The sequence below is a fragment of the Streptomyces sp. NPDC003011 genome, assembly GCF_053591515.1.
Map to the genome: position 1 here is coordinate 72,928 of NZ_JBSFTY010000005.1, position 12,508 is coordinate 85,435.

The 12,508-nt window shown below is 72.2% G+C and carries 11 protein-coding genes; 3 read left to right on the forward strand and 8 right to left on the reverse strand.

What is annotated here, in order from left to right; all coding sequences use genetic code 11:
• The first annotated feature begins 40 nt into the window (after positions 1-40).
• Positions 41-1,012 (forward strand): AraC family transcriptional regulator, encoded by a 972-nt coding sequence (locus ACWD0J_RS04040; RefSeq protein WP_451494157.1) that lies wholly within the window; start codon positions 41-43, stop codon positions 1,010-1,012.
• Positions 1,013-1,071: 59 nt separating this feature from the next.
• Positions 1,072-1,758: a DUF6597 domain-containing transcriptional factor gene (locus ACWD0J_RS04045; protein WP_451494158.1), complete on the forward strand. Its 687-nt coding sequence runs from the start codon at positions 1,072-1,074 to the stop codon at positions 1,756-1,758.
• Here the strand turns inward: ACWD0J_RS04045 and ACWD0J_RS04050 are convergent.
• On the reverse strand, positions 1,738-2,142 hold the full coding sequence (locus tag ACWD0J_RS04050; RefSeq protein WP_451494159.1) for a VOC family protein: 405 nt from the start codon (positions 2,140-2,142) through the stop codon (positions 1,738-1,740). The genes ACWD0J_RS04045 and ACWD0J_RS04050 overlap by 21 nt on opposite strands.
• 189 nt (positions 2,143-2,331) lie before the next feature.
• On the opposite strand from ACWD0J_RS04050, the gene ACWD0J_RS04055 reads away from it, so the two are divergent.
• Complete coding sequence (locus tag ACWD0J_RS04055) at positions 2,332-2,982, forward strand: ThuA domain-containing protein (protein WP_451494160.1); 651 nt, start codon at positions 2,332-2,334, stop codon at positions 2,980-2,982.
• Positions 2,983-3,233: 251 nt separating this feature from the next.
• Here the strand turns inward: ACWD0J_RS04055 and ACWD0J_RS04060 are convergent, their stop codons facing one another.
• From ACWD0J_RS04060 to ACWD0J_RS04090, 7 genes are all read right to left on the reverse strand, one after another.
• Positions 3,234-4,322, reverse strand: coding sequence for a LacI family DNA-binding transcriptional regulator (locus ACWD0J_RS04060; RefSeq protein ID WP_451494161.1), 1,089 nt, complete (start codon positions 4,320-4,322; stop codon positions 3,234-3,236).
• 164 nt (positions 4,323-4,486) lie between these two features.
• On the reverse strand, positions 4,487-6,073 hold the full coding sequence (locus ACWD0J_RS04065) for a glycoside hydrolase family 43 protein (protein WP_451494162.1): 1,587 nt from the start codon (positions 6,071-6,073) through the stop codon (positions 4,487-4,489).
• Between the two features lie 22 nt (positions 6,074-6,095).
• Positions 6,096-7,010 (reverse strand): carbohydrate ABC transporter permease, encoded by a 915-nt coding sequence (locus ACWD0J_RS04070; RefSeq protein ID WP_451494163.1) that lies wholly within the window; start codon positions 7,008-7,010, stop codon positions 6,096-6,098.
• Positions 7,010-7,894, reverse strand: coding sequence for a carbohydrate ABC transporter permease (locus ACWD0J_RS04075; protein WP_451494164.1), 885 nt, complete (start codon positions 7,892-7,894; stop codon positions 7,010-7,012). The genes ACWD0J_RS04070 and ACWD0J_RS04075 overlap by 1 nt, the downstream gene beginning before the upstream one ends.
• Positions 7,895-7,905: 11 nt before the next feature.
• Positions 7,906-9,240, reverse strand: coding sequence for an ABC transporter substrate-binding protein (locus tag ACWD0J_RS04080; RefSeq protein WP_451494165.1), 1,335 nt, complete (start codon positions 9,238-9,240; stop codon positions 7,906-7,908).
• A 389-nt stretch (positions 9,241-9,629) separates the two neighbouring features.
• Positions 9,630-10,718 carry a LacI family DNA-binding transcriptional regulator gene (locus ACWD0J_RS04085; RefSeq protein ID WP_451494166.1) on the reverse strand — a complete coding sequence of 363 codons (1,089 nt, stop codon included), beginning with the start codon at positions 10,716-10,718 and terminating at the stop codon, positions 9,630-9,632.
• Positions 10,719-10,891: 173 nt separating this feature from the next.
• Positions 10,892-11,905, reverse strand: coding sequence for a hydroxyacid dehydrogenase (locus ACWD0J_RS04090; RefSeq protein WP_451494167.1), 1,014 nt, complete (start codon positions 11,903-11,905; stop codon positions 10,892-10,894).
• Between the last annotated feature and the right edge of the window lie 603 nt (positions 11,906-12,508).

The following is a 12,508-nucleotide window of genomic DNA, read 5'->3' on the forward strand; positions in this document are numbered from 1 at the left end:
GAACCGCTCATTCCCCTGCGCGGGCGTCTACGCTGACGTCATGACCCCCGCCCCACGCTCGGACGCGTTCACCCGGGGGGACCCCCTGACCGGCCTCCTGGAGGGGCCCCGCGCCCGGGGCGCCTTCATGATCCGCGCGTGTTTCGACCCGCCGTGGGCCGTGCGCGTCGAGGACCGCGCCCCGCTCACGGTGATGCTGATGGTCCGCGGCGACGCCTGGATCGTGCCGGACACGGGGGAGCGGATACGGCTGCGGGAGGGCGAGCTCGCCATCGCGCGCGGCCCCGGCCCGTACACCTGCGCCGACGACCCCGGCACCGCGCCCCAGGCGCTGATCCTGCCGGGCGCCGAGTGCCGCTACCCCGACGGCAGGCCCCTCAACGGCTCCATGGACATCGGCGTGCGCGGCTGGGGCGACCGGGCCGACGGCTCCACGGTGATGCTGATCGGGACGTACCTGGTGCGGGGCGAGATCAGCGGACGTCTGCTGGACGCGCTGCCGCCGCTGCTCTCCCTGACCTCCGACAGGTGGCGGTGCGCGCTCACGCCCGTCCTCATGGACGAGGTGGTGCGGGACGAGCCCGGCCAGGAGGTCGTCCTGGACCGCCTCCTCGACCTGACGGTCATCGCCGTGCTCCGGGCGTGGTTCGCCCGCCCGGAGGCGGCACCGCCCGCCTGGTACGCGGCGCTCGCCGACCCCGTCGTCGGCCGGGTGCTGCGCCTGCTCCAGGAGGACCCCGCGCACCCCTGGACGGTGGCCTCGCTCGCCGCCAAGGCCGGCGTGTCCCGCGCCGCGCTCGCTCGCCGCTTCACCGGCCTCGTCGGCGAGCCCCCGATGACCTACCTCACCGGCTGGCGCCTCGCCCTCGCCGCCGACCGCCTCCGTGACAGCGAGGACACCCTCGACGCGATCGCCCGACAGGTCGGCTACGGCAGCGCGTTCGCCCTGTCCAGCGCGTTCAAGCGGGTGTACGGCGTGAGCCCGCAGGAGCACCGGACGCGACCGGCGTAGGGGCTGGCTCCACGGGCCCCACGGGTTCCACGGGCTCCGCTCCGAGTAGCCTGGCGTACGTGTACGCGGAGCGGGCGTCCCGGCTGACCGGGGCGGTGGTGTGGACCAACACCCCGTCCGAGACCGCCGCACCCGTCCTGCCCGACGGCTGCATGGACCTGTTGTGGAACGAGGGGCGGCTGACGGTCGCCGGACCCGACACACGCGCGTACGTCATCGAGGGCCGGCCGGGCAGCTGGGCGGGCGTCCGCTTCTACCCCGGCACCGCGCCCGCCCTCCTCGGGGTGCCCGCGCACGAGCTGCGCGACCGGCGCGTGGACCTGGCCGACCTGTGGCCGTCCCGGGAGGTGCGGCGGCTGACCGCGCGGGTGGACGCCGCCGCCGACCCGGCGAGCGGACTGGAGGAGGTGGCGCTGCGCCGGGCCTTGGCCGCGGGACCCCCCGACCCGCTCCTGCGACGGCTTGTCACCGCCCTCGACGCGGGCCGCCCGGTCGCCGCGACCGCCGACGAACTCGGCATCGGCGCCCGCCGGCTGCACCGCCGTTCCCTGGCCGCCTTCGGCTACGGACCCAAGGCGCTGGCCCGGGTGCTCCGACTGCGGCGGGCACTCGCGCTGGCCCGCGCCGGCGTCCCCTTCGCGGAGACGGCGGCCCGCGCCGGGTTCGCGGACCAGGCCCATCTCGCGCGGGACGTCCGGGAGTTGGCGGGGATGCCGCTGAGGGCGCTACTGGCCCGTGGCCGGTAGCGGCGCGAACAGGTCGACGCCGTTGCCGTCCGGGTCCAGCACCACCGCGTACCGCTGACCCCACACCGCGTCCCACGGCTCCAGCTCACCGCGGTAACCGGCGCCGACCAGATCCCCGTACACGGAGTCGACCTCCGAGGGGCTGTCGCACCGCAGCGCGAGCGAGTGGCGTCCGCCGCCGGACGGCGGCTGCCAGCCGGGATGGAAGGACCGCACGGTCTCCTCCGTGTCCAGCAGCAGCCGCAGTCCGCCGGGCAGTGCGGCCTCGGCGTGCGGCTCGTTCTCGCAGCCCTCGGGGAAGGCGAGGCCGAGACGGCGGTAGAAGGCGACGGAGGCGGCCATGTCGGAGGCCACCAGGCCGATGGCATCGAATCGTGGACTCATGCGGCCACCGTAGACAGGCCGGCGGCCGGTGGTCTTGAAGGAATCGGACAGCGCTCCCGGGCGGAGGAGCGGCACACGGTGAGGTGCCCGTCTGGCCAGAACGCCCAGCGCCGTTCGGGGCATTCGGCTGAGTATGAGACCTGGCAACAGGACTCACTCCCGCTCAGTCTCCAGAAACGGTCGGACGCCATGGCCCCTCGACTCCTCGTCTTCACCCGCACCACCGACTACCGGCACGACTCCATCCCGGCCGCGATCACCGCCGTCCGCACACTCGGCGCCCACGAGGTGGACGCGACGGAGGACCCGGCGGCCCTGGAAGCGCCCCTGGACGGTTACGCGGCGGTGGTCTTCCTCTCGACCAGCGGCGAGGTGCTCACGCCGCCCGGCCGTGAGCGGCTGGCGGCGTACGTGGAGGCGGGCGGCGGTTTCGTCGGGGTGCACGCGGCGGCCTGTACGGAGTACGGCTGGCCGTACTACGAGCAGCTGCTGGGCGCCTGTTTCGCCCGGCACCCCGCGTACCAGCCGGGCAAGGTGATCGTCGAGGACCGCGCCCACCCCGCCACCCGGCACCTGCCCGCCGTATGGGAGTTCACCGACGAGTGGTACGACTTCCACACCAACCCCCGTGCCCGGGTACGGGTGCTGGCCCGCGCGGACGAGTCGTCCTACGACGGGGGAGGCATGGGCGCCGACCACCCCCTGGCATGGTGCCGCGAACACGGCCGGGGCCGCGTCTTCTACACCGCCCTCGGCCACGCCTGCGAGGCCTACGAGGACCCCGCCTTCCGCGCCCACCTGCGGGGAGGGATCGACTGGGCGACGGGGCTCGCGCAGTAGGGCCCGGGGCCAGGCGATTCGCGCAGGGCATCGCCTCGTGTCCGTCAGGCCCGCTGCCCCTGTTGCCTCTGCCCCACTGCATGGGGCTTTCCTTCGGCCGGGAGCGGGTGACCTTCCGAGGCCCACCATCCCGTCGTCCGCCCGCCGCCACGAGAGAGCACACTCCCGAGCCGGGGGTGCAGCCCGCTCCACCCCGCTCCGCGCCCCCGCCCCGCCCTCTCAGCCACCCGCCCTCTCAGCCACCCGCCCTCTCAGCCACCCGCCCCCGCGGCAGCCGTCCCCGCCCCGTCCACCGGCGCCCCACTCACCCGCGCCGTACTCGCCCGCACCACCAACCGCGTGGACAGTTCTGTACGGGTGCTCTCCGGGCGGTCCCCGTCCATGATCCGCAGGAGCAGCCGCAGGGCCGTGGCCGCCATCTCCGACAGTGGCTGACGGACCGTGGTCAGGGCCGGGCTGAGCCAGCGTGCCTCGGGGAGGTCGTCGAAGCCGACGACGCTGAGGTCGTCCGGCACCCGCAGCCCCCGCTCGGACAGGGCCTCGTAGACGCCCAGCGCCATCCGGTCCGAGCAGACGAAGACGGCCGAGGGCGGTTCGGGCAGGTCGAGGAGTTCCAGCATCCGGCGGCGGGCGAGGCCCTCGTCGAAGCCGGCGTGGCGGACGTACTCGGGGCGGTGCCGGACCCCGGCGGAGGCGAGCGCCGAGCGGTAGCCGGCGATCCGCGCACTGCTGCACATCGTGCGCTGGTGGCCCGCGATCACCGCGATCCGCTCATGACCCAGCCCCAGCAGATGCTCGGTCGCCGTCACCCCGCCCTGCCAGTTCGCCGCGCCCACCGACACCACGCCCGCCGGAGGCTCCAGCACCGGGTCGATCAGCACGTACGGGATCCGGTGCTGGTCCAGCCAGGCGTACTGCGACTCGGTCAGCTCGGCCAGGTTGAACAGCACGCCCGACGAGCCGCGGGCGATGAGCTTGTCCAGCCAGCCGCGCTCAGGACGGCTGCTGCGGGTGCGGGTCAGACCGGCCGACACCACCACCTCCAGGCCCGCGTCGTGAGCCGCCGCCTCCACCCCGTGCAGCACAGCCCCCGACCAGGAACTGTCCAGCGCGTGCACGACCAGATCCACCAGGCCCGAGGACTTCGCCGCGTCGAAGCGCGGTCTGCGGACGTAACCGAGCCGGTCCAGGGCCTCGGTGACCCGGCGACGGGTCTCGGGGGCCACGTCCTCGCGGCCGTTGACCACCTTGGAGGCGGTCGGCACGGACACGCCGGCCTCGCGGGCCACGACCGCCAGGGTCGGCCCGGCCGCCACGCTCGCACTCCCCGTGCGGACCATCGGGAACCACCTCTCCGACCCCGCCCGAGGGCCATGAAAAGTTTCGACCAGCGCGAAAACAGTAAGCGCTTCCTACCCTAGGTTCGCCACACACAGTCGGGAAGGGGCCGGACTTCGCAGGTCTTGATGGTCCTGGACTTTCGAAAGCCCGAACGCGGCGACGGCTACCAGCAGGTGAGCCGGAAGCCGGTGAAGTCGGCCGTGAACGCCGCGTCGACCAGGTCCACGGCATGGATGCCCGCCATCGACCCGGTGAAGCGCAGCGTGGACCCGTGGTCGTCGGAGAGCTTGGTGAAGTCCAGCGGCGGTCCCGCGCAGGCGCGCTCCCCGTCGCGGACGTACCAGAACCGCGCCTCCGCGGCCTCGACCGTCACCCCCAGGGTGAGCGGCCCGTCCGCGTCGACGTCGATCACCGCCGCCTGCCGGGTGGCGTCCCCGTCGCGTTCCACCAGGCGGAGCACGCTGCGGCCGCCGTCCCGCCACTGCTGCCCGTGCTGCCCCTCGCCCTCGGGCTCCGCCCAGGTCAGGTCGAGGGCGAGATACGCCTGGGTGTGGTACCAGAGCACCAGCCCGGCGGCCTGCGTGAACGTCCGCGGCCGGGCCTCGACGGTGACCTCGGCCTCGGCCCGGTGCTCGGTGATCCGCTGGGCGAGCAGGCTGTGCGCCCACCGCGACTCGGGTCCGTGCCGCCCACGCAGCCGGATCCGGCCGGGACGGGTGGTGGCGTCCGCCCAGGACGGGTCGGGGCCGGCGCGCAGCGTGCTCCAGGGCCAGCCCAACGGGTCCGCGCCGTCGGCGCGTTGTGCCAGGGGGTGCGCACGCGTCGGTACGTCGGCCTCGACCGCGGGATGCCACCCCCCGTGCCGCAGCCGGGGCCAGCCCTCCGCGTCCCAGGTCACCGGCTGGATCGCCGTCTCGCGGCCGAGCGGGCAGCGCGGCCCGTCGGGCGTCGGCAGCGGGCGGGCCACGAGATGACTCACCACCCAGTCCCCGTCCGGCGTCTGCACCAGCTCGCCGTGCCCCGCCTTCTGCAACGGCAGCGACGGATCGTCCCGGGATGTCAGCAGCGGGCGGTCGTCGAGCTCGTACGGTCCGGTGAGGTCACGGCCGCGCGCCACCAGGACGCCGTGCTCGAAGCCGGTGCCGCCCTCTGCCAGGACCAGGTGGTACCAGCCGTCGCGCCGCAGCAGCTTCGGCCCCTCGACGAGCCGTTCGTGCTGGAGCAGCAGGTGGGTGGGGCCGACCGGGCTCAGCGTGTCGCGGTCCAGTTCGGTCAGGACGATCCCGGCGAAGCGACGGCCGCCGGGCCGGTGGTCGTTCTGGAGGTTCAGCAGCCACAGCCGGCCGTCCTCGTGGAAGAGCGCGGGGTCGAAGCCGTGGCTCGCCACCCGGCGCGGCGCCGCCCACTCCCCGTCCACGTGCGTGGCCGTACTCACGTAGGTGTCCGTGTCGAAGTACGGCGTGCCGACCGAGCGGACGATCGAGTAGACCACCCAGAAACGCTCCCCGTCCCAGCTCAGCGACGGAGCCCAGACACCGCCCGAGTCGGGGACACCCGCCAGCGAGCCGCCGGGGACCGCGCCCCGGACGTGGCCCGCGTACTCCCAGTGGGCCAGGTCCCGGGAGCGGTGGAGGGGGATCGTCGGGAACCACTCGAAGGAACTCGTCGCCACGTAGTACCAGTCGCCGACGCGGACCAGGGACGGGTCGGGGGCGAAGCCCCGGATGACGGGGTTGTGCAGCAGCGTCACGTCAAGGCTCCGGGGATCGAGGTCACTTGAGGGCTCCCAGCGTCACGCCCGTCCGCCAGTAGCGGCGCATCGCGACCATCATGACCGCCATCGGCACGATGGACAGCAGCGCGCCGGTCAGCACCAGGCTGGTCAGGTCGACGCCGGACTCCAGGCGCTTGCCGGACCAGTTGTACAGGCCCAGGTTGAGGGTCCAGTTCTCCTCGCCGCGCAGCACGGTCAGCGGCAGGAAGAAGGCGTTCCAGGTGTTCACGAAGGCGAGCAGGAACACCGTCGCGCCGCCGGTCGTCATCATCCGCAGCACGATGGAGAAGAAGATCCGCAGCTCGCCGGCGCCGTCGATGCGGGCCGCCTCCAGCAGTTCGAAGGGGATCGTGGCCTCGGTGTACACCTTGGCGAGGTACACGCTGAACGGGTTGACCAGGCAGGGGATCAGCATCGCCCAGGGCGTGTCGACCAGGCCGATCTCCGAGAACAGCAGGTACAGCGGCAGGGTGAGCAGGGCGATCGGGACCAGGAACGAGCCGACCACGCACGCGAACACCAGGTTGCGGCCGGGGAACCGGAAGCGGGCGAGGCCGTAGCCCGTCGCGAGGGCGAGCAGGGTGCCGCCGAGGGAGCCGACCCCCGCGTACAGGAACGAGTTGGCCGTCCAGCGCAGGAAGATGCCGTCCTCGTAGGTGAACAGCTGACGCAGGTTGTCCCACAGGTGCCAGCCCGAGAACCACAGGCCGTTGGTCTGGTAGAGCCCCGTGCGGTCCTTGGTCGCGGCGACGACCAGCCACCACACCGGGAACAGGCTGTAGACGCTGGCCAGGCTCAGTCCGACCAGGAGGAAGCGCTGGCCGCCCCGGCCGCGCGAGGCGGGGTCCGGCTCGGTGAGCCGGGTGACGGGGCGGGAGGACCCCCGTTTCGTGCCGTTGTCGGCCGTCAGCATCAGTCCGCCTCCTTCGAGGTCAGCCGGTAGAACAGGAAGGAGGCGACGCCGAGGATGAGGGCGAGCAGCACCGACAGGGCGGCGGCGTAGTGGTAGTTGCCGGCGTTGAACGCCTGGTTGTAGATGATCATGATCGGGGTGAAGTTGTCGCCGACGGTCTGCGGCGTGACGTTCCGGAACAGCGCCGGCTCGTTGAACAGCTGCAGCATCTGGATGACCGACAGCATGCCGGTCAGCACCAACGCCCCGCGCACGTACGGGATCTTGATGCTCAGCGCGACGCGCCGCTCGGACGCGCCGTCCAGCCGCGCCGCCTCGAACAGCTCACGGGGCACGCCCTGGAGCGCGGAGTAGATGATCACCATGTTGTAGCCGATGCCGTGCCAGGTCAGCAGGTTGCCGATGGACGGCCACACCATCGAGGGCGCGAAGAAGTTCCAGGAGGCCCCGAACACCTCGCCCAGCGGCGTCAGCGGGCCGACGTCGGGGCTGTAGAGGTTGATCCAGACCAGGGCGGCGACCACCCCGGGGATCATGTACGGCACCAGCAGCACGATCCGGAACCGGCTCGCCGCCCGCGAGGTGAGCGCGTCCAGGAACAGCGCCAGCACCAGGCTGACGAGCAGCATCACCGGGATCTGCACACAGGCGAACAGCACCACCCGCAGCACCGAACCCATGAACGCCGAGTCGGTCAGCCCTTGCCGGTAGTTGTCGAGGCCGGCGAACTCCTCCGTCGAGCCGCCGAGACCGAGTCCCGACTGCTGGACGCGGAACAGCGACTGGTGGACGGCGTAACCGATCGGAACCAGGTACAGGAAGAGGAAGCCGAGCTGGAAGGGGACCGTGAAGGCGGCGCCCTTCCAGCGCAGGGAGCGGATCATCGTCGGGCGCCTCAGCCCTTGACGCTGATGCCGCGGGACTTCAGGTCCTCGACCGTCCACTGCTGCATGTGCGCCAGCAGGTCGGTGACCTTCTCCTCCTTGGTGACGACCTTCGCCCAGCCGCTCTGCATCTCGGTGAACATCGCGGTCCAGTTCGGGCCGTAGACCCAGTCGTCGGTCACCGTGCCCAGGCTGTCGGTGACGACCTTCTTGGCCGGCTCGTAGTTCTCGCCGAGCAGCTTCTCGGAGACCGCGTCACTCACGTACGCGTCGCTGTCCTTCAGCGCCGGCATCACGCCGTTGCCGGTCTCCGGGCTCGCCATGGTCTTGACGGCGCCCGCGTCGGTGGACATCCACAACGCCGCCTCGGCGGCCTGCTCCTGGTGCGCGCAGTCCTTGGTCACCAGCGTCACGCTGCCGGTGAGGTTGGTGCCCGCCGGGGTCTTGGCCGCCTCGCCGGCGAACGCCGGCCACGGGGCAAGGGCCCACTGGCCGAAGGACTTGGTGAAGTTCTGCACCATGCCGGCCATCTGCCAGGTGGAGATCTGCCGGGTCGCGGTCCCGCCGTTGTCGTAGTTGCGCTGGACGGCCGCGTAGTCGGCGAAGGACAGCTTGGAGTTGAGGTCGTTGTCGATGATCTCCTGGATCACCTGCGCGGCCTTGAGCGTGCCCTCGTCCTGGAAGTCCACCTTCCAGGAGTCGCCGTCGATCGCGTACCAGTGGGCGCCCGCCTGCATGGCGAGCACCTCCAGGGTGCTCGGGTCCTCACCGGCGAAGTTGGTGATCTTGATGCCGTGCTTCTTCAGCTCCTTGCCCGCGGCGATGAACTCGTCCCAGGTCGTCGGGGCCTTGAGGCCGTACTTCTGGAAGACGTCGGTGCGGTAGATCGTGAAGTTCGGGGCGGAGCTGGTGGGAACGCCGTACATCTTGCCCTGCACCTCGGCGCTCGCCCAGGAACCGGCGTTGAACCTGCCCCGGTCCGCCTCGACGTACGGGGTGATGTCGGCCAGCGCGCCCTGTGAGACCCAGCTCGTGACGTACTCGGCCGTGTTCTGCACCAGACAGGGCGCGTTGCCCGCCTTCACCGCGTTGGTCAGCTGCTTCTGCATCGTCAGCTGGTCGGTGACCTTGGTGTACTTCAGCCGGATGTCCTTGTGGGAGGCGTTGAACGCCTCGACGACGGCCTCCTGGCCGTTGGCCCAGCCCCAGAAGGGGAGGGTGACCGGACCCGACGCGTCGGAGTCCCCTGCGTCCGATCCTCCGCCGCACGCGGAGAGCAGACCTGTCAGCGCGAGTCCCGCTACGGCGGCGCGGGCGAACCTTCTCCGGGGGCTGGTGAAGTTCATCTGACCGTGTTCCTTCGGGAAGTAGGGCTCACAGAGGGGAGCGAGGTGGGCGGCTCGGTGCCGGCCGGGAACGGCGGCCGGAAAGCATCGGCACGCGGTTGCGGGGGGTACGGCCAAGCGGAAGCTGTAGTAAGCGGTTGCTGGGACGGTAGGCGGGTGTTCCCGCTAGTGGCAAGAGGTGCGCGGCAATTTGTTACGCCGGTCGGTCCGCCGGCCCAGCGCCGGGCGCACGTCGGCCGCCGTCCCGCAGGGGTATATCCCAGCAGGTCGGAGGCGTGGTGAGAAGCGTCGAGCCGCAACGGCGGGGGAGGCGGGAACGCGTCTTCGCCGTCCGTCCTCACCCGGGGAAAACGTTTACGAAACGAGTTGCATCCTGCCGCGCCGCCGGGTCATCCCCGCCGGGCCGGCGGCCGCACGGAGTTCCGTACGACGACATGGGTGCCCAGCACCAGGTGGTCGCCGTCGCCGCCCCTGCGGCGGCTCCCGTCGCCCTCGCGCCGGTCGGCGACCGCCCGCAGGGCGACCCGGCCCATCTCCTCGTACGGCACGTGCACGGTGGTGAGCTGAGGCGTCAGCTGGGAGGCCAGCGGGATGTCGTCGTAGCCGACGATCGAGACGTCCTCCGGCACCCTGAGGCCGGCCGCGCGCAGCGCCTGCATCGCGCCCGCGGCGACCACGTCGGTGCCGGCGAGCACCGCGGTGAACTGCGCCCCGTCGCGCAGACTCTCCTCGACGGCCTCGTACCCGTGCTCGTAGTCGTAGGGGCCGTGCCGCACCATCTCCGGCCCGAAGGGCACGCCGTACGCCTCGAAGGCCCGCCGGGCACCCGCCAGCCGGCCCTGCGCGGTGGTGAGTTCGGCGTGGCCGGGCAGCACCAGGACCTCGCGGTGACCGGCCGACAGCAGATGGCTGGCCATCGCGTAGGCGCCGCCCTCGTTGTCGTAGTCGACCGTGGTCGCCGGGACGTCGCCCTCCAGCGGCGGCCGGCCCACCAGGACCAGGTGGGAACCGGCAGCGTCCAGCGAGCGCGCGAAGCGGGCCATGCGCAGCTGGTACTCGTCGTAGTCGTAGGCGCCGCCGAGCAGCACGACCGCGGCCACGCCCTGCTGGCGCATCAGGTTGACCAGCGCGAGCTCCCGCTCCGGGTCGTCGCCGGTGGTGCCGACCAGGGACAGCCAGCCGCGCAGGGTGGCGGCGCCCTCGACCCCCTTGGCGACATGGGCGAACGCGGCGCCGGTGATGTTGTTGATGAGGATGGCGACGGTGGGCGTACCGCCGCCGGCGAGGGAGCGGGCGTGGGCGTTGGTGACGTAGTCCAGGTCCTGGACCACCTTCATCACCCGGCGGCGCAGCTCCTCCGAGACCGGGTAGTTGCCGGACAGGACGCGCGACACGCTCGCCACCGAGACACCCGCCTGCTCCGCCACGTCGCGGATGGTGGCCCGTCCGGCGTCACCCGGCGCCTTGCGCTGACTCACCGTTGCGGCTCCTTCACCGTTGCGACCGACTCGCCCGACGACCGGGGTGCGGGGAGCGCCTCATGGGCCCTGCCGGAGTCCGCGGGGCGCCGTCCGTTCCGCGTCGGGGCTGAAACCGTATCCCATTGTTTCCCGGTGTTTCCCCGAGGTGGCCCGTCCGGTCGGCACGCTCCTCACGCGACCCGGGCCAGGTCCGCGTGGCGTACCTCGTGGGCCGGTGGCGCGCCCGCGGCCAGGCGTTCCAGTTCCTCGACGACGATCCGGCCGAGCCGTTCCAGCTCGTTGCCGAGCGAGCCGGCGATGTGCGGGGTGAGGAAGACGTTGGGCAGCCGGTAGAGCGGGGAGCCGGCGGGCAGCGGCTCGGGCTCGGTGACGTCGAGGATCGCGTGCAGCCGGCCGGAGACCAGTTCGTCGGTGAGCGCGGCGGGGTCGATCAGGGCGCCCCGGGAGGTGTTGACCAGGACGCCGCCGTCCCGGATGAGGGCGAGCCGTCCGGCGTCGAGCATGCGGTAGGTCTCTGGGATGTCGGGGGCGTGCAGGCTCACGATGTCGCTGTGCCGGAGCAGGTCCTCCAGCGGCAGCAGTTCGGCGCCCAGGGCGGCTGCCTCGGCGGGGCTGACGTAGGGGTCGTGCAGCAGCACGGTGAAGTCGAACGGCCGCAGCAGCTCCAGGAGTCGGCGGCCCACCCGGGAGGCGCCGATGACGCCGACGCGGCGGCCGACGTTGCCGATCGCCGCCGTCTCGGCGGGAGGCGGGTAGGCGTGCGTGACGCGGAAGCGCTCGCGGTGGGTGAAGGTCTCCTTCCCGGCGAGCAGGATCATCCCGAGGGTGTACTCCGCCACCGGCAGGGCGTTGCCGGTGACCGCGCTGGAGACGGTGATGCCGCGCTCCCACAGGGCCTCGCCGACCAGGGAGCGGACCGAGCCGGCGGCGTGCAGGACGGTCCGCAGCCGGGGTGCCGTGGCGAGGACCCCGGCGTCGAGGCGGGGGCAGCCCCAGCCGGTGATCAGCACCTCGGCCCGGGCCAGGGCGTCCGCCACGGCGGGATCGGCGAAGTCGCGCACGACGAGCGCGGGGTCGAGCTCCGCCGCGCGGGTGAGCCGGGTCATGAGCGGCGGGGGGAAGAGCAGGGGGAGGTGCACCGGATCCATCGCGAAGACGGCCCTGGGTGGCTGCGGGCTGGGCATGTCTCTCCTGACGCACGGGACGGAAACATTTTCAGAAAGCGTCTTCTACCGTAGATCTGGCGGTGACGGGCGGTCAATCGGCAGAACGGGCGAGGCAGGCGCGCTTCCAACCGGCTGCCCGGCCGGGTGAGGGGGGCGGCCCGGTGAAATCGCTTACTGGGGCTTGCCGACGCGTCGGGGAGATGGAGAAGCGGCGGGGAGGGGACGGGACGGCGAGGAGGAGCGGGGAGGAGTGGGGGAGAGAGGGGAGGGTCGGGGAGGGGCGGGGAGGCTGGGGCGCGGTCGGGCGAGAGGAGTCACGAGATCCGACAGGAGGCCGGGCCTCCGACAGGAGCCGCCAGAGCTGACAGGAAGTCGCCAGAGCTGACAGGAGGCGTCAAAGTCGGGCAGGAGTCGCCGGTATCGCCGGCATCGCCGACAGGAGCCGTCGGGCTCGGCAACCGGTTCCCAATGCAGTGGCCGGAATCCGCAGCCGACTGGCCGCTTCCTGTGCAGATCAGGCCGCTCTCCGCCCGCCTCAACCGGGCGACCGGCTCGTGACGCCGAGGTTACACAGTCTTTTCGAAAACCCGTCAAGCCTCTTGACGCCGTTTCCGGACAGGA

Excerpts from the sequence above, each read along its gene's own strand:
- ACWD0J_RS04040 (WP_451494157.1), top strand. The coding sequence starts at position 41 with ATGACCCCCGCCCCACGCTCGGACGCGTTCACCCGGGGGGACCCCCTG.
- ACWD0J_RS04075 (WP_451494164.1), bottom strand. The coding sequence starts at position 7,894 with ATGATCCGCTCCCTGCGCTGGAAGGGCGCCGCCTTCACGGTCCCCTTC.
- ACWD0J_RS04080 (WP_451494165.1), bottom strand. The coding sequence starts at position 9,240 with ATGAACTTCACCAGCCCCCGGAGAAGGTTCGCCCGCGCCGCCGTAGCG.
- ACWD0J_RS04050 (WP_451494159.1), bottom strand. The coding sequence starts at position 2,142 with ATGAGTCCACGATTCGATGCCATCGGCCTGGTGGCCTCCGACATGGCC.
- ACWD0J_RS04070 (WP_451494163.1), bottom strand. The coding sequence starts at position 7,010 with ATGCTGACGGCCGACAACGGCACGAAACGGGGGTCCTCCCGCCCCGTC.
- ACWD0J_RS04090 (WP_451494167.1), bottom strand. The coding sequence starts at position 11,905 with ATGCCCAGCCCGCAGCCACCCAGGGCCGTCTTCGCGATGGATCCGGTG.
- ACWD0J_RS04055 (WP_451494160.1), top strand. The coding sequence starts at position 2,332 with ATGGCCCCTCGACTCCTCGTCTTCACCCGCACCACCGACTACCGGCAC.
- ACWD0J_RS04060 (WP_451494161.1), bottom strand. The coding sequence starts at position 4,322 with ATGGTCCGCACGGGGAGTGCGAGCGTGGCGGCCGGGCCGACCCTGGCG.